The following is a 16,421-nucleotide window of genomic DNA, read 5'->3' on the forward strand; positions in this document are numbered from 1 at the left end:
ACGCTAGTCATCATTTTGTTCATGTTGATTTAAACGATTAGACATTGTACTTATCATCATTTGTAATAAATCGTTGGCTTCAGTTTGTGATTCTCTGAACTCTTCCACTATAGGTAATACATTAATATCTTGCTCAATACCTTGTATTTTACCTTCAGATTGTTTTAGCGCTTCTGTTTTACCGTAATTTTGTAAGTTTACGGATTGCTTTTGTGTTTTCTTTAAATCTTTCATGCGTTGTTCAATATTTTTATTGTAATGAATTTGTTGTTCTACAGTGTGATAATCTTTAACTGTATCCAATGATTTGATTCGTTCACTAATGCGATTTGCTTCAGCTAATATGTCATCTTTTTCATACATTATTGAGTCACCACTGCTTTTTCACTCATGCGTAAGAATGTACCATTTAATGAAAATTGTTTCGCTTCATCAACTTGTACATCTACAATTCTACCTATCATTTCTTTAGGTGCTTTGAAGTTAACGAGTTTATTTTTTGAAGTATAGCCTGCTAACACAGTATTATCCTTCTTACTGGCACCTTCACACAATACTTGGATGACTTCGCCTTCATATTGTTTCATAGCTCGTTCTGAATAATAAGCCACTTTTTTATTTAATTGTTGTAATCTATCTTTCTTCACGTCTAAAGGCACATTATCTTTCATCTTCGCTGCTGGTGTACCATCTCTTTGTGAATAAATATAAGTATATGCATGTTCAAATTCAACTTCGTCATACAATGTTAAAGTTTCTTCAAATTGTGCTTCAGTTTCATTTGGATAACCTACGATAATATCCGTAGTCAGTGCAACGTTAGGTATCTTCGTTTTAATTCTATCTACTAAATCTAAATAGCTTTCACGTGTATATTTACGTCCCATAATTTTTAATACTGCGTTGTTACCTGATTGAACTGGTAAATGTACGTGAGGTACAATATTGCCCCCGTTTGCAATAACTTCAATCATACGATCCGTAAAGTCCCAAGGATGGCTTGTAGTAAATCTCACTCTTGGTATATCAATTTGTGTAATATCTTCTAATAAATCACCCAAACCATATTCTAAGCCCTCTATATCTTTACCATAAGCGTTTACGTTTTGACCTAGCAGCGTAATTTCTTGATAACCTTGACGCGCTAAATCTCTTACTTCAGCAATGATATCATCTGGACGTCTACTACGTTCTTTACCTCTTGTAAAAGGCACAATGCAATATGTACAGAATTTGTCACAGCCATACATAATATTTACCCAAGCTTTAATATTACCTTTTCTCACTTTAGGAAGGTTTTCAATAACGTCTCCTTCTTTTGACCATACTTCTACGACCATCGCTTTTGATAAATAAGCTTCTTCTAAAATTTCTGGTAAACGATGAATATTATGCGTTCCGAAAATCATATCAACGTTCTGGTACGATTTGAGAATTTTGTTAACAACTGATTCTTCTTGTGACATACAGCCACATACGCCGATAACTGTTTCTGGTTTTTCTCGTTTTAAGTGTTTTAAATTACCAATCTCACTAAACACTTTACTCTCCGCATTTTCACGTATTGCACATGTGTTAATTAAAATCACATCAGCTTGATTGATATCTTCTGTTGCTGAATAACCTAAAGCGCCTAAAATACCAGCCATGACCTCTGTATCATGCGCGTTCATTTGGCAACCATATGTTTTAATTAAAAAGGTCTTCCCTTGACCCATATTACGATATTTTTCATCTATGTGAAAATCACGGTTATAGTTTACTTCTTCTTTACCGCGTTTACGTGCTTCTTTTAAACTTGGTGGTTGATAGACATGCTCAAAATACTTGCTATAATCTTTAGTCTTCTTATCTCGTTCAGCTAAAATATCTATAGAAGTACTTTTTCTTTGCTCTTCATTCACTCTACAAAATCCTTTCTATATCATATAAACTAAGAACAAGTGTTTTTAAATATGTTTTATACTTTGGTATTTCAACCTAGGTGTTCAAAGTTCTATAACTTTATCCATAATCATTACTTCATTATATTAAATTTAGCCCCAAAGTGCAAAAGGTCTTTCCCAATAAACAAAAACGATTCAACATCTTGATATGTTAAATCGTTTTTGTTTATTATCTATTTTTTAAATTTCATCATATTTTCCAGTAAGTGTCTCGATTGTAATACCTTCAGGGACATGATAAAACTTAACCTGACTAATCGTACTCGGTATTTCTAATTCAACCATACGCTCATTTAACTTTTGAATCAAGATCAAACATTCATTCATCTCACCTTGTACTGTTGTTTCTAGTGGTCCAACTCTATAAGTCAAACCAGAATCATCAATTATCTTTATTGCTTCATCAACATAAGGTATAACATCTTCACCATTAGCAGTTTTCGGAATAATTTGGACACTCATTAACGTATCATGCATATTTCTTCAGCCCCTTATATGTTTTACTTATCTTTTAGTTTATCAAATAAGATGTTCAAGGCATAGATATAAAACGTTAATCATTTATATCATAAGATTTATTTTAAAAATCTTCACTAATTTGTGTCATCATTACCATTTTAGCAACCATGCCACCATTAGCTGCTGCATCTATGATTTGACCCGCGAAATTATCTTTTGTTTCACCTGCAATATAAAAATGCTTAATCGAAGTTTCACCAAAAGCATTGACTTCAAATTTTTCATTTTCATCACGCTCTAAACTCAAATTTTCCAAAAAATCAAAATGAGTATCCCATTGCATTTGGCTAAATGCACCTTCAACTTCAACTTTATCGCCGTTTGCCAATTTAATATGAGTCAATTGATCCTTTTCCCCACTTAAATCAGCAATGGGTTCAGTATATATATCAATATTTTTAGCTTTAAGCCAAGCTTTGTCTTCGGCTGTAACACTTTCCCCATTTGTAAAAACGATAAGTTCTTTTGAAAAGTTGCTTAATAATTTAACCATATGTGTTATCATCTCAACTGAATATATGACAGCCAACCTACGATGACGCATTTCATAGCCATCACACCACGGACAATAAAATATAGATTGTCCATAAAAATCATTGAAACCAGGTATGTCTGGTCCTTGTTCATTTAATCCTGTTGCGAGTAACACTTGTCTGGCTGTAAATGATTGTCCTTGGGTAAAAACTTCAAATCCTTCATCATTTTCTTTAATATCTATAACACGTTCTGCTAAAAATGATACATCTTTGTATTTAGCAATATCTTGTTTTGCTTTTTGTTTGAATTCAGTTGGTGAAATACCATCTTGTGTTAAATAACCATGTGATTCTGATGTCACTCGATTTCGTGGTTTATCCTCATCGATAACTAATGTATGCATCATACCTCTTCCAAAATTCAATGCTGCGCTTAAACCAGCAGGACCGCCACCAATAACTATGATTTCATAATCCATTTATTCCACTCCTTTACACCTTTTAAAGACTCTTAATATCTATAATTAATTGAAAAATTAAAGAACTTAGCGTTAAGCCAAGTCCTTTAATTTTTTTTGTTCTAAATTATTTATTAAACTACGTTCCGCTTCATCCATAATTTGTTTAATAGAACAACCTTCACCATGACTAAAACTATCCTCTAGTAAGCTTTGTTTGCCATCTATAGTTACGATAATTTCATAAATTGAAATATCTTGCCATCCATTTTTTAATTGATAGCCGCCTTTTGCACCACTATTTGCTGAAATTATCCCAGCTTTTACAAGTCGTGTTAAAATTTTAGATAAATAAGTCGTAGAAACTTTCAATACGGCTGCTAAGTCTTGTACTGGTATTCTTTTTGAATCGCCGTCACTTTTTATCATAAATAATAAAGCGTGTAATGCATAATCTGTTGCCTTAGAACATTTCATCTGTTTATCAACTTCCTATTATAGATATAATATATCTATAATATCTTATTATGTTTTGTTTTGCAAATATTATTTCTAATGTTAGTTAAAATGACATCATAAATGGTTAATTGCGCTCTTTTTGATAATGGCTTACAGCATCAATGATTGCTTGCGTAAAATCAGCCATTAATGAAGACCAATTATCTCGATTTTCCCTATCATAAAGATTATATTTTTTGTTAATAAAGAAATTTTTTCTTAGACACGCAGTTAATTCTAGCTGAACGCCAGCTTTGTGTTGGCAACAATTAACAAAATTATCATCGTGAAGTCCAGAAATATGGGATGGTGCATCTTTAACAATGATATTAATTTCAGATAAATAGTGTTTAATATATTTTCTTAGTGCTTGATCTTTTCCTCCAATATACACTTCTGGTTTATCACCCATGCAACCATGAACAGAAATCGCATGCCGATTATCATCGATCATTTGTAACAGTTTTGGCTCATCAAAATGTCTTGATGTCACATGTAGTTCGTGATTTTTATTATGACGTACACCTTTAAAAGTATAAAAATCATAGTTACCACGCTCACTTATCGATTGAGCAAGTTCAGTTGTGCCACGTTCAATCGCCCCACCATGGACTGCCGTAATAATCATTGGCTGACTTGCTCGCCGCGTATGAATTTCCCAATCTTTACCTTCACTTGTCTGTAACAAAAGTTCAGTCATTGAATTAAATTGGTCTACCATCGTATTCCCTCCAAAGTATAAAGCACTGTTTAGCTTCTATAATACTATAAACCAGAGTAAAATATTCCTACATTTACTAAAAAAAGCTGATACTATACGATATTGAATTTGTCTTAATTCAAGCCCCGTATGTAATCAGCTTATATGCTATCATTTAATTATTTTTACTATATAAATATTATCTATACTTCGAATTTAAACAAATTGCTTTGTTAATTCATTGAACTGCGTTTCATCAATATGGATATCTCTTTTAGCTAATGGCGTATCTTCCATCTCTTCAATTTGAGATTCATATGAAGGTGTTTCCGTATCTTGATAAACAATTCCTTTAATTAGAGAATCATACTCTAACACTTTTTGTGTTGCATTACTTTTATCTGTAACATCAAAACCTTCTATATCATCAATACTTGTAAGGTTTTCTTTAAACCAATCATAAGTATTCACTTTATTATATGTTACACATGGTGAAAAGACGTTCACAAATGAAAAACCGTCATGGTTAATAGCATCTTCAAGCATTTTTGTAAGTCCTTTTATATCACTTGAGAAGCCTTGTGCTACAAATGTTGCTCCAGAAGATAATGCGAGCTCTAATGGTTTAACATTTTGCTCGATATTTCCTTTTGGTGTTGATTTTGTAACAAAACCTGGCGCTGATGAAGGTGATGTTTGACCTTTAGTCAGTCCATAAATTTGGTTATCCATTACAATATATGTCATGTTCATATTTCTACGCAATGCATGAACAGTATGGCCCATACCTATTGCATAACCGTCACCGTCTCCTCCGGAAGCAATAACAGTCAAGTCTTTGTTCGCCATTTTCACGCCTTGTGCTAATGGTAATGAACGACCATGTATACCATGTACACCATAAGAATTTACATATCCAGATAAACGACCAGAACAGCCGATACCAGTAATGATTGCTACTTCCTCAGGTTCTAAGCCAATATTGGCTGCTGCTTTTTGAATCGCTGCTTGGACTGAAAAATCTCCACAGCCCGGGCACCAATTGGGCTTAACATTATTTCTAAAATCTTTAAACGTTGCCATTTATACCAGCTCCTTTAAATCTTTGGCAATCTCAAGTCCTTTTGTTTCAATTTCATGTGGCAAGAATGGCGTCCCATCGTATTTTGTTTGGTTCACTAATTTATCACTCAATGTAACATTCATCTTCAAGATACTTGCAAGTTGTCCTTGATAATTGTGTTCTACTACGACAACTTTCGATGCTTTATCAATAGATTTTTGAAGTGTTTCTTTAGGGAAAGGATGCAATTGTCTAATTTGTATATGATTTACTTTTAAGCCTTGTGCTTCTAATCTATCTTTACCTTCTTGAATTGCGCCTTTAGTCGAAATGAAACCTAAATATAAAATATCTGCTTCATCATGTTGTTCATCTGCTTCTACTGGCTCATTAATTAGTAAATGCTCAGTTTTACGCATACGTTTATCCATTTGTTGTTGTCTGTTATCAGCTGCTTCACTCGTCTTACCTTCTTCGTTATGCTCGACACCTGTTACATGGTGTATACCACCTTTAACACCTGGAATAGGTCTAGGTGATACGCCACTCTCAGTCAATGCATAACGTTTGAAATAAGCTTTGTCGTCTTCTTCTCGCTCTATGTCAGATTGAATTGTTTCGCCACGGTTAATTTCGATTTTGTTATAATCTAATTTTTCTACAGTTTGTTTGCCTAATGACAATTGTAAATCACTTAAAATAATCACTGGACATTGATACATTTCTGCTAAATTAAATGCTTCAATCGTAAGATAAAATGCATCTGCTGCATCAGTAGGTGCAACTACGATTTTAGGGATATCTCCATGTGTACCGTATATCATCTGCATTAAATCAGATTGTTCTTGTTTAGTAGGCAATCCTGTAGAAGGCCCACCACGTTGGGTATTAATCACTACAAATGGTGTTTCTGTCATACCAGATAAACCAATCGCTTCCATCATTAATGAAAGTCCAGGTCCAGCACTGGCAGTAAAAGCACGTACACCAGCATAGTTTGATCCAATAGCCATGTTTGCAGCAGCAATTTCATCTTCAGTTTGTACAACTGTGCCGCCTACTTTTGGTAGATTATCAATCATGTACTCCATAATTTCTGAAGCAGGCGTAATAGGATATGCCGCCATAAATCTTGATCCAGCTGATAAAGCACCTAAACCAATTGCATCATTACCAATCATATATAGATGTGGTGTTCCATTTGTTTCTTCTAAAACAAAGTCACCTTCAACAGTATTAAGTTGCTCCATCATTAAACGATAACCTTCATTTAATGCTTCTATATTCATTTCGACAACTTTTGCGCCTTTTCTAGTAAACATATTAGTAATAAGCGTTTCAAAAGCTGAAATATCTAATTTCATCACTGCACATGTCGCACCAATAGCAACCATGTTTTTCATTAAGGCAGTGCCTAATTCTTTAGCTGTTGCCGTAAACGGTAAATCTATGAGTTGCGCACGACAGCCTTCAGGTTTTTCTGGTTTTGCCTTGCTGTCTGCAATGATAATACTGTCTGTTCTCATTTCATGATGGTTAACTTCTATTGTTTCTTGATCAAAAGCGATTAATATATCTAAATCATCACTTATCGCGTGTACAGGTGATGTTGATACTCTTATTTTATTATTCGTATGTCCGCCCATTATTCTACTTGAAAAATGACGATATCCATATAAATAGTATCCTTTACGGTTCATCGCAGTAGCAAAGATTTCCCCCGTTGATTCAATACCTTCTCCTTGCTGGCCGCCAACTTTCCATGATACTTGTGATTTCATACCATCTTGCCTCCTAATGGTTATAATAATTCATAATCAATCATATCAAAATAAACCACCCTATTACTATGTAAAGAGTGGTTTATTTTAAAATTCATACTAACGGACGATAATTAAAATGGATGATCATCGTTAATGAGCACGCGTTCAATATGCGTTGCTTTACCATCTTTATTAATATCTATAATAACACCAGATAAGACACTACGTCCTTCATCTGGCACTACATGTCTTTGTGGTAGGCTAGTAATAAAGCGTGTGATAACTTCTCCTCTATTGATTCCAAGTATACCATCATAAAATCCTGTCATACCTACATCTGTAATATAGCCTGTACCACCTGGCAATATTCTTTCATCAGAAGTTTGAATATGCGTATGTGTACCTACAACAGCACTCACTCTATTATCTAAATACCAACCCATTGCATTTTTTTCAGAAGTTGTTTCCGCATGAAAATCTACAAATATATAATCTGTCTCTTTTTGTGCTTCAGCAATTAATTCATCTGCTTTTTTGAATGGATCATCTATATCTTGCATAAATGCACGACCTTGTAAGTTAATAATCGCCAATTTCAAGTCATTGATTTGAATAATGCGCATACCTACACCTGGTGCTTCATCTGGAAAATTTGCTGGTCGAACCATGCGCTTAGCACTTTCTATAAAATCATAAATTTGACGTTGTCCGTAAGTATGGTTCCCCATAGTCATGAAATCTACGCCTTCTCTTAATAATTCTTTATATATCTTTTCAGTTAATCCTTTACCATGTGCGGCATTTTCCGCATTTACAATTGTAACTGTAGGACGATGCGTTTGTTTAAGCTTAGGCAAGTACGTGTTAATTGCTTCTCTACCTACTTTACCTACGATATCTCCAATAAATAATATTCTCATTTACTTGTTCATCCTCTCTTAATGTTAGTTTAATGTAAATAATTTAAGTTGAAAAGGTTCTTTAGTAAATATTTCTTTAATTTTTAAGTTTTATATTTTGTAATGGGGGTATAATTCATTATAGTAATTATTTTAATCCACAATATAGGAGTTGGAAGTAATACATGTCAATTAATATCGATCCACAACATTTTGCTGATCTAGTTGTTACAGCAAATCCATCAAAAAGTGAAGACGCAGAAGATATAGCAAAAGATAGTCTAGAGCTATATATCAATGCTTATCGTTTAGCAGAAAGATATGCAAATATCGCTACAAACTGCTATGACACAGCTGAAATTATCAAAGAAGTTAAAGTTGCAGATTTAGAATTAAACTAATTAATAAAAATATAAATTGCTTAGTATAGTGAGGTTTTACTTCAGTATACTAGTAAGTTGAGGCTGGGACATAAATACATGTCTCAGCCTCAACTATTATTTGGACAATGGCTGATTGAAATAAAAGTGCACTTACACCAATCTCTTGTATTCCATTTTGTCAGCTGTGCCGGGCTGGGCTCATACGATGAAATCTTATTAGAAAAATTAGATTTCGTCATCCCACTCTTTTTTTGTTGTTTGAGACTTCAAATATCTTTTACTATTTAAAAGCCGTATAATATCACTTTGTTCGAGAAATGTCATAAACACAATTAATGATACGAATCATCAAAAAACTGCCAACAAGTCTTATGACTTTGTTGGCAGTCTGTCGTTAGTCATTGAATGGCTAACATTTATTTTGCGTATTCAATTGCTCTAGTCTCACGAACAACTGTCACTTTTATATGACCAGGATATTGAAGTTCGTCTTCAATTTGGCTTTTTATATCTCTTGCTAAGCGATGTGATTTTAAGTCGTCGATAGTATCTGGTGATACAATAACTCGAATTTCTCTACCTGCTTGAATTGCAAACGCTTTTTCGACACCATCATAATTTTCAGAAAGTGTTTCTAATCTTTCCAATCTTCTAATATAATTTTCTAATGTCTCTTTACGAGCACCTGGTCTCGCAGCTGATAATGCATCTGCTGCTGCTACCAATATAGAAATAATAGAAGTTGGTTCAACGTCACCATGGTGGGAATGAATTGCATTAATAACTGTTTCATTTTCAGCATATTTTTTCGCTAATTCTACACCTATTTCAACATGGCTACCTTCAACTTCATGATCGATTGCTTTACCAACATCATGAAGTAGACCAGCACGTTTAGCTAATGTAACATCTTCACCTAATTCAGCTGCTAACATACCACTTAAGTGTGCAACTTCGATAGAATGTTTCAATACATTTTGTCCATAGCTTGTACGATATTGTAAACGACCTAAGATTTTAACTAAATCTGGATGCATATTATGCACATTTATTTCAAATGTAGCTTGTTCCCCTGCATCTCGAATAATATCGTCTACTTCTTTACGAGCTTTGTCTACCATATCTTCTATTCGTCCAGGATGGATACGTCCATCCGAAACAAGATTTACTAATGCAGTTCTTGCAATTTCACGTCTAATTGGGTCAAAACCAGAGAGGATAACCGCTTCTGGCGTATCATCTATAATTAAATCAATACCCGTTAATGTTTCTAACGTACGGATATTTCTTCCTTCTCTACCAATGATTCGACCTTTCATTTCGTCGTTTGGTAAATTAACAACTGATACTGTAGATTCAGAAGTATGTTCTGCTGCTAATCTTTGAACAGTAGTTGCTAACAATTCTTTTGCATTTTTATCGACTGCTTCTTTTGCTTCTTTCTCTTTTTCCTTAACAAGTATTGCAATATCTTGTGACAATTCATCTTCAACTCTTTGAAGTTGCTCTTGTGCAGCTTCTTCTTGAGAGAGACCAGAGATGCGTTCTAATTCTTGTTCATGCTTATTTATTAATGTTTGAACACTACTCTCTTTTGCATCTACTTGTTGTTGTCGTTCTTCAAGTTTAGACTCTTTTTGCTCTAAAATCTCATCTTTTTTATCTAATAGATCAGATTTTCGCTCTAAGTTTTCTTCTTTTTGAAGAAGTCGAGCTTCTTGCTTTTGAAGATCACCGCGTCTTTCACGAAGTTCGTTTTCACTTTGTTCTTTTAAGATTTGATTTTCTTCTTTAGCTTCTAGGAGCTTTTCCTTCTTAGTATTCTCTGCTTCCTTATTACCTTGTTCAATAATATCTTCTGCAGTTTGTCTTGCTTGTAATTGCTTTTGATGCAATAGATTACGGGCTACAATGTACCCTACAACAACTCCGAGAATAATACCTAGCAAAATGAGTAGGAGGCCTAATAAACTCACACAAACACCCCCTTTTTATCTAGGATTTTGCTCTGTATATCAATTTCAATATGATTATATGAAGTTATATAAGAATCATACAATGTAATTGTACGGTTTTAAACTAAGAAGTGTCAAGGTTTCCTACACATTAATTCAATATTTGAGACCCCTCTTTTACACTATTTCTCCTATAACTATTGTTGTCACTTATGTTATTAAGCTTATATAGCAAAATATTTGTCATATTATATTTTAAAATTCTTATATTTATATAAAAAAATAAGCGCATATTTTTATATATACACTTATTTTATAGTAAATCTTTAAATTGTTTTAGATAACACTATTCGTCTTCAAGAAGCGTAGTTTGTTTTTCATCTTCGTCTTCTTTAACATCACCATCAACAATGCCTAGTGCTTCACGCAATCTACGATTAATATCTTCTTTAATTTCAGGGTTTTCTTTTAGATATAATTTAACATTTTCTTTACCTTGTCCCATACGATCACCATTGTATGAATACCAAGCACCTGATTTATCTACAATTTCATTTTCAACACCTAAGTCAATAAGTTCTCCTTCTTTAGAGATACCTTTACCATACATCATATCCACTTCTGCAACTCTGAATGGTGGTGCTACTTTATTTTTAACAACTTTAATTTTCGTTCTATTACCAACAATATCTTGGCCTTGTTTTAATTGTTCAGCACGACGTACTTCTAAACGTACAGAACTATAGAATTTTAACGCACGTCCACCTGGTGTTACTTCAGGGTTACCGAACATCACGCCTACTTTTTCGCGAATTTGGTTAATAAATACTGCTGTTGTTTTTGATTTGGAAATAGCGGCTGAAAGTTTACGCAATGCTTGTGACATTAAACGTGCTTGTAAACCAACATGTGTATCACCCATTTCACCTTCAATTTCAGCTTTTGGAGTTAATGCAGCAACGGAGTCAATAACTACGATGTCAACAGCACCACTTCTTACGAATGCTTCAGTAATTTCCAGTCCTTGTTCCCCATGGTCAGGTTGAGATAAATATAGATTTTGAATATCTACACCTAAAGCTTCTGCATAGACAGGATCTAACGCATGTTCAGCATCAATAAACGCCGCAACGCCACCATTTTTTTGTACTTCTGCAATAGCATGCAATGCTACTGTAGTCTTACCAGAACTTTCTGGCCCATATATTTCTATAATTCTTCCTTTAGGGTAGCCACCTACACCTAACGCATTATCCAAAGTAACTGAACCACTTGAAACGCTAGAAACTCTTTGGGCTTTATTGTCACCTAATTTCATAACTGCGCCTTTACCAAATGATTTTTCCATATTTTTAATTACTGTATCTAAAGCTTTTTGACGATCGTTATCCAATGCTGGACCTCCTAATTGAGATTAATCTCTGTAAAATATCTTAACTCTACTATACCTTGATTTAAATAATTCCGCAAGCTTTTTGCGAATATTTGTTCGCTTATACAGACAAAACTTACACCTAAAACAGAACACACGTGCTATATTTTTAAGTTTTTGCAGTCTTCAAATGCTTATTTAAACCAATTTAGTAATCGTATTAGTACATAATTTTGAGTTCTGCTTTTTATTAAATTTCTTCTTTGCGTCATTTTAAAGGACTGAATTTCAAGTCGTTCATTTTCTAAAATGCCTAAATAAATTGCATCCTTATAATACATTATTGAAATACCTACTTCTGTTTGATACAAATCTTTAACGATATTGGCAGAGACAGAAAGTTGAGTTTCAATTGTATCATGTTCATCTATAAATTGCGTATGATGTGGTAACATCCCTTGAAGTAATTGTGAAGTATTAAAATTCTTCAGTCTAGAATATAATTCTCCATCTGTAACAGCATCATATAGAGCAAATGATTGATGAATTTTATCCATCAGAGATTGTTCCAGTAGTATATCATCAGAACCATAATAATATTCACCAATGCGTGATAAAATTTCTGATTTAATAGGAGCGATAAGTTGCTCGCATTCACGTTGCGTATCTCCATTTGCCGTTAATCTAATATTAACTTCATGCGTTCCAGCCAATGGCGCAATCGTAGGATTTGTCTGTCCATCTATTAAATCCATTAATACTGTTTCTACTTTAGATTCGCCGATGCCTGCAAAACGCAATAATTCTGAGAATATAGTGCTTTCACCATTGAAAAAGAATGGCAAAAGTTCGTTTTTAGCCATAGGTTGCATTTCTCTTGGTGGTCCTGGTAACAATACAATACGTCGTTCATCTTGATCTACTACCATACCAGGCGCCATGCCGACTTTATTTTCTAATATATGTGAACCTTCTATAACTAACGCTTGTTGACGATTATTTGGAGTCATTTCAATATTCTGCTCTTCGAAGAATTGTTCAATGTAATTCAGAGCATGTTTATCAATAACTAATTCTCGTCCTAATACCTTAGCAACAGTATGTTTCGTTAAGTCATCTTTAGTTGGGCCTAAGCCACCAGTTAGTATAACAGTATCATAATGATTAAATGATGCTTTTATCACTCTTTCTAAGCGTTCTGGATTATCACCGATTACTGTATGTTCTACCACACTGTGACCTACACCATTCAGCAATTTCGATAAATATTGTCCATTGGTATTAGCTATTTGTCCTAATAATAATTCTGAGCCTACTGCAATGATAGATATCTTCACAACTTCTCCTCCTCAACACCAAGTTACATGATTTACTTTAGTTTATATTTTTTATGCACTAAAAAGCGAGTGCAAAATTATTCGATAAACTTAATTATAAATCTTAATTCCTCAAAAAACTAAAGATTAGATTTTTATATATTTTAAAAAGCTTAGTAAATCAATTATTATACTATTTTATCAAATAAAATAAAAACAGCCCAAATTTTATCACTTTGGACTGTTTTGCTATATTAAAGTACTTAATTTTATTGGTAAGTGTGGGTGTGGCACATGTATTGGAACTGCCCCCCCATTATTTCGCTTTAAATACATCTCTACCTTTATAGAAGTATTCAATTCCAGATAATATTGTGAAGAATACACCGATGTATAACAGAACTTGTCCTAATTCAAAACCAATCCAAGTTGCTAAAGGATCACCTAGGAGAATCCAAACAATTGCGACCATCGTAACAGCAGTTTTAATCTTACCTAATTGCCCTGCAGCACTTACAAAACCTTGCTCAATTTGTAATAGACGTAATCCTGTTACAGCGAACTCACGTGCAATGATAATAATCGCAACGATTGAATTTGTTAAATCAATTTGTACAAGCGCGATTAAAGCGCTTGAAACGAGTAATTTGTCAGCTAATGGGTCTAAGAATTTCCCCATATTAGTTACAAGTTCCCATTTTCTTGCTAAATAGCCATCAACAAAATCACTTAACGACGCGATAATAAAAATAATACCACTAATTAATAATTCAATTCTAATTTCATTACCACCGATAAATGAAATATTACCAAATCCAAAATCTATCAGTGCAAATAGAAGAAATATTGGAATTAGTATAACTCTAAAAACAGTTATCCAATTCGGTATATTCATAAGAAGTCCTCTTTTCTTTTTATAACTTAATCGTTTCTTTATACTTTAACAGATTATAATACTAAAACAGCTAAAATCCATAATAGTGCTGAGATGATAACAACAACACTAACTATAACAGCTACTTGCAACGGTTCTTTATTCTTACTGCGATATGTAGGCTTACTTTCTTTAGAAAAAGCTTCAATCGTCTCTTGCATGCTTTCATCATTATTTGGGATTTCGTCTCTATGTGCTTTGATTAACTGTGCAGAATCAATATTAACGGCTTTTGCATATTTTTTAATAAAACCTTCTGCATAATCAACTTTATTCAAAGATTCAAAATCGTTATTTTCTATCAAAGTCAAAGTTTGACGTTTTATCTGTGTGCGTGTTTCTAATTCATTTAAAGTCATACCTAAGCGTTCTCGGCGTCCCTTTAAAGTTTGACCAACTGTGTTCACGATGTCAGTCCTCCTTGATAACTATTCATTTTTTTATTCAAAGAAACCAAATCCGCCACCAAATTCATCGTTACCAAAGTCTAAGTTGTTTTTACTTTTAACAGTTTGTTTCTTCATTTCTTCATAATGAATTTCTTGATTTTTATTTTCTCTTAATTCAATAATATAATCGAAATCGCTCATCTCATAATCACTTGTTTCAACAAACAAGTCAGGATGCTCTACCACCTTGATTGAAGGCAAACTCATCACTTCTTTTACTAATTCTTGGTGTTTTACATTAGATTCTCTAGCTGTTACAGCACCATCAATAATATAAACATGATTAGGATCGTACTCGCCTTTAATTAATGAGCTACGCACAGTTTGTTTGATTAATGTAGAACTGATGAACAACCAACGTTTATGCGCACAGACACTGCCAGCAACAATAGATTCTGTCTTTCCAACTCTAGGCATACCTCTAATGCCTATTAATTTATGACCTTCTTCTTTAAATAATTCTGCCATAAAATCAACGAGCAAACCTAAGTCTTCTCTTTCAAAACGAAATGTCTTTTTATCGTCAGCATCTTGCTCTATGTACCTGCCATGTCTTACTGCCAATCGATCACGAAGTTCAGGTTTGCGTAATTTAGTAATAGAAATATCGTCAATTTCAGTAACAATATTTTCAAATCTACTCACTTTTTCTAAGTTATCAGATTTAATGAGTAAACCTCTTCGACCTTCATCAACGCCATTAATCGTTACAATATTGATACCCATCATACCTAACAAACTAGATACATCGCCTAATAAACCTGATCTATTCAACGTTATCTCATATTCTAAATACCATTCTTTTTTAGTAGCTACTGTCATGAAATAAACACCCCTTAGTTTAAAAACAACGGTTATTTTATAATAGACTGGTGCTGAAGAAACATCTATTAATATCACTTTTTTAAATCATGTGATTTATTGTACTGTTATTATATCATTGAATGTTTCATAGTTGGCTTATTTTTTTACACAATATTAAAATTTATAAATACCATGCGCCATTCACTTTTTGTACTGTCCCCGTGATACTCTTTGCTAATGGATGGCATAAATAACTACACGTATGTGCAACTTCTTCAGGTGCAATCAATCTTTGTTGTGGTAAATCGCTTGTTATGTCACTAAGTTCGTCTGCCGTCCAGACTTGAGTCATGTTGCCACTTACCAAACCAGGTGCAATAGCATTAACCGTAACATTTGTCATAGCTAACTCTTGGCTAAGCGCTTTAACAAAACTAATTTGTGCACCTTTCATAGCTGAATAAACAGTTTCCATACTTGCGCCAGTTTCGCCCCAAATAGATGAGATAACGATGATTCTACCATTTTTACTTTGTCTTAATTGATCTGTAAAATATCGACTTGTTCTTATAAATTGACGCACATGTATTTGATAACTCGAATCGATCATTTCGTCTGTCATATCCTGTAATTGCCCATATAAAGCTGAACCACTACTATAAATTAAACAATCTAAATTCTTTATAAAGCCAAAAGCTTTGTCCAATTCATTACACTGAGTTAAATCACATTTTACAAATTGTACTGACTTTTGTTCATAGCGCTTAGTTAGAGTTTCTATGTTTGATTTATTATAGTGTACGATGACTTCATACCCATCCGTTAATAAACGATCGACAATTGCAGAACCTATTGTACCAGATCCTCCCATGACCAAAGCTTTCAT

At 33.5% G+C, this 16,421-nt stretch carries 17 protein-coding genes; 1 reads left to right on the forward strand and 16 read right to left on the reverse strand.

Annotation, left to right across the window (positions count from 1 at the left end):
- Window positions 1-3: 3 nt before the first annotated feature.
- The 9 genes from AAA453_RS09740 to AAA453_RS09780 form a co-directional block, all read right to left on the reverse strand.
- A complete protein-coding gene (locus AAA453_RS09740) occupies window positions 4-363 on the reverse strand; it encodes a RicAFT regulatory complex protein RicA family protein (RefSeq protein WP_427704700.1) in 360 nt (119 codons plus the stop codon).
- Window positions 363-1,904: a tRNA (N6-isopentenyl adenosine(37)-C2)-methylthiotransferase MiaB gene (gene miaB / locus AAA453_RS09745; protein ID WP_069815963.1), complete on the reverse strand. Its 1,542-nt coding sequence runs from the start codon at window positions 1,902-1,904 to the stop codon at window positions 363-365. Before miaB ends, AAA453_RS09740 begins: the two co-directional genes overlap by 1 nt.
- 222 nt (window positions 1,905-2,126) lie before the next feature.
- On the reverse strand, window positions 2,127-2,423 hold the full coding sequence (locus AAA453_RS09750; RefSeq protein WP_069815965.1) for a thiamine-binding protein: 297 nt from the start codon (window positions 2,421-2,423) through the stop codon (window positions 2,127-2,129).
- 103 nt (window positions 2,424-2,526) lie between these two features.
- The gene (locus tag AAA453_RS09755) at window positions 2,527-3,420 is read right to left on the reverse strand and encodes an NAD(P)/FAD-dependent oxidoreductase (RefSeq protein WP_427704702.1); all 894 of its coding nucleotides are present in this window, start codon (window positions 3,418-3,420) and stop codon (window positions 2,527-2,529) included.
- A gap of 72 nt (window positions 3,421-3,492) precedes the next feature.
- Entirely contained in the window at window positions 3,493-3,876 is a 384-nt protein-coding gene (locus AAA453_RS09760) for an RrF2 family transcriptional regulator (protein WP_427704704.1), read from the reverse strand.
- A 106-nt stretch (window positions 3,877-3,982) separates the two neighbouring features.
- Window positions 3,983-4,618 (reverse strand): poly-gamma-glutamate hydrolase family protein, encoded by a 636-nt coding sequence (locus AAA453_RS09765; RefSeq protein ID WP_427704707.1) that lies wholly within the window; start codon window positions 4,616-4,618, stop codon window positions 3,983-3,985.
- 195 nt (window positions 4,619-4,813) lie between these two features.
- Complete coding sequence (locus AAA453_RS09770; protein WP_069815973.1) at window positions 4,814-5,680, reverse strand: 2-oxoacid:ferredoxin oxidoreductase subunit beta; 867 nt, start codon at window positions 5,678-5,680, stop codon at window positions 4,814-4,816.
- A complete protein-coding gene (locus AAA453_RS09775) occupies window positions 5,681-7,441 on the reverse strand; it encodes a 2-oxoacid:acceptor oxidoreductase subunit alpha (protein WP_427704710.1) in 1,761 nt (586 codons plus the stop codon).
- A 113-nt stretch (window positions 7,442-7,554) separates the two neighbouring features.
- Window positions 7,555-8,343, reverse strand: coding sequence for a TIGR00282 family metallophosphoesterase (locus tag AAA453_RS09780; RefSeq protein ID WP_002507824.1), 789 nt, complete (start codon window positions 8,341-8,343; stop codon window positions 7,555-7,557).
- Between the two features lie 164 nt (window positions 8,344-8,507).
- On the opposite strand from AAA453_RS09780, the gene AAA453_RS09785 reads away from it, so the two are divergent.
- Complete coding sequence (locus tag AAA453_RS09785) at window positions 8,508-8,723, forward strand: hypothetical protein (RefSeq protein WP_069815977.1); 216 nt, start codon at window positions 8,508-8,510, stop codon at window positions 8,721-8,723.
- A gap of 398 nt (window positions 8,724-9,121) precedes the next feature.
- Here AAA453_RS09785 and rny read toward each other — a convergent pair whose 3' ends face one another.
- From rny to ymfI, 7 genes are all read right to left on the reverse strand, one after another.
- Window positions 9,122-10,681, reverse strand: coding sequence for a ribonuclease Y (gene rny / locus AAA453_RS09790; protein WP_069815980.1), 1,560 nt, complete (start codon window positions 10,679-10,681; stop codon window positions 9,122-9,124).
- A gap of 325 nt (window positions 10,682-11,006) precedes the next feature.
- Window positions 11,007-12,053 (reverse strand): recombinase RecA, encoded by a 1,047-nt coding sequence (gene recA, locus AAA453_RS09795; RefSeq protein WP_069832855.1) that lies wholly within the window; start codon window positions 12,051-12,053, stop codon window positions 11,007-11,009.
- A gap of 173 nt (window positions 12,054-12,226) precedes the next feature.
- The gene (locus AAA453_RS09800) at window positions 12,227-13,369 is read right to left on the reverse strand and encodes a CinA family nicotinamide mononucleotide deamidase-related protein (RefSeq protein WP_427704713.1); all 1,143 of its coding nucleotides are present in this window, start codon (window positions 13,367-13,369) and stop codon (window positions 12,227-12,229) included.
- 295 nt (window positions 13,370-13,664) lie between these two features.
- A complete protein-coding gene (gene pgsA / locus AAA453_RS09805) occupies window positions 13,665-14,243 on the reverse strand; it encodes a CDP-diacylglycerol--glycerol-3-phosphate 3-phosphatidyltransferase (protein ID WP_069815986.1) in 579 nt (192 codons plus the stop codon).
- Between the two features lie 53 nt (window positions 14,244-14,296).
- Entirely contained in the window at window positions 14,297-14,689 is a 393-nt protein-coding gene (locus tag AAA453_RS09810) for a helix-turn-helix domain-containing protein (protein WP_427704716.1), read from the reverse strand.
- A gap of 33 nt (window positions 14,690-14,722) precedes the next feature.
- A complete protein-coding gene (locus AAA453_RS09815; protein ID WP_069815990.1) occupies window positions 14,723-15,553 on the reverse strand; it encodes a YmfK family protein in 831 nt (276 codons plus the stop codon).
- A 163-nt stretch (window positions 15,554-15,716) separates the two neighbouring features.
- Window positions 15,717-16,421, reverse strand: coding sequence for an elongation factor P 5-aminopentanone reductase (gene ymfI, locus AAA453_RS09820; protein WP_427704718.1), 705 nt, complete (start codon window positions 16,419-16,421; stop codon window positions 15,717-15,719).

The organism is Staphylococcus parequorum, assembly GCF_039237145.1.
In the GTDB taxonomy this organism is placed as follows: Bacteria; Bacillota; Bacilli; order Staphylococcales; family Staphylococcaceae; genus Staphylococcus; species Staphylococcus equorum_A.

What these genes read in the sequence shown, in the direction of transcription:
- AAA453_RS09740 (WP_427704700.1), bottom strand. Translation starts at nt 363, where the DNA reads ATGTATGAAAAAGATGACATATTAGCTGAAGCAAATCGCATTAGTGAA.
- AAA453_RS09750 (WP_069815965.1), bottom strand. Translation starts at nt 2,423, where the DNA reads ATGCATGATACGTTAATGAGTGTCCAAATTATTCCGAAAACTGCTAAT.
- AAA453_RS09755 (WP_427704702.1), bottom strand. Translation starts at nt 3,420, where the DNA reads ATGGATTATGAAATCATAGTTATTGGTGGCGGTCCTGCTGGTTTAAGC.
- AAA453_RS09760 (WP_427704704.1), bottom strand. Translation starts at nt 3,876, where the DNA reads ATGAAATGTTCTAAGGCAACAGATTATGCATTACACGCTTTATTATTT.
- AAA453_RS09765 (WP_427704707.1), bottom strand. Translation starts at nt 4,618, where the DNA reads ATGGTAGACCAATTTAATTCAATGACTGAACTTTTGTTACAGACAAGT.
- AAA453_RS09770 (WP_069815973.1), bottom strand. Translation starts at nt 5,680, where the DNA reads ATGGCAACGTTTAAAGATTTTAGAAATAATGTTAAGCCCAATTGGTGC.
- AAA453_RS09775 (WP_427704710.1), bottom strand. Translation starts at nt 7,441, where the DNA reads ATGAAATCACAAGTATCATGGAAAGTTGGCGGCCAGCAAGGAGAAGGT.
- AAA453_RS09780 (WP_002507824.1), bottom strand. Translation starts at nt 8,343, where the DNA reads ATGAGAATATTATTTATTGGAGATATCGTAGGTAAAGTAGGTAGAGAA.
- AAA453_RS09785 (WP_069815977.1), top strand. Translation starts at nt 8,508, where the DNA reads ATGTCAATTAATATCGATCCACAACATTTTGCTGATCTAGTTGTTACA.
- pgsA (WP_069815986.1), bottom strand. Translation starts at nt 14,243, where the DNA reads ATGAATATACCGAATTGGATAACTGTTTTTAGAGTTATACTAATTCCA.
- AAA453_RS09815 (WP_069815990.1), bottom strand. Translation starts at nt 15,553, where the DNA reads ATGACAGTAGCTACTAAAAAAGAATGGTATTTAGAATATGAGATAACG.
- ymfI (WP_427704718.1), bottom strand. Translation starts at nt 16,421, where the DNA reads ATGAAAGCTTTGGTCATGGGAGGATCTGGTACAATAGGTTCTGCAATT.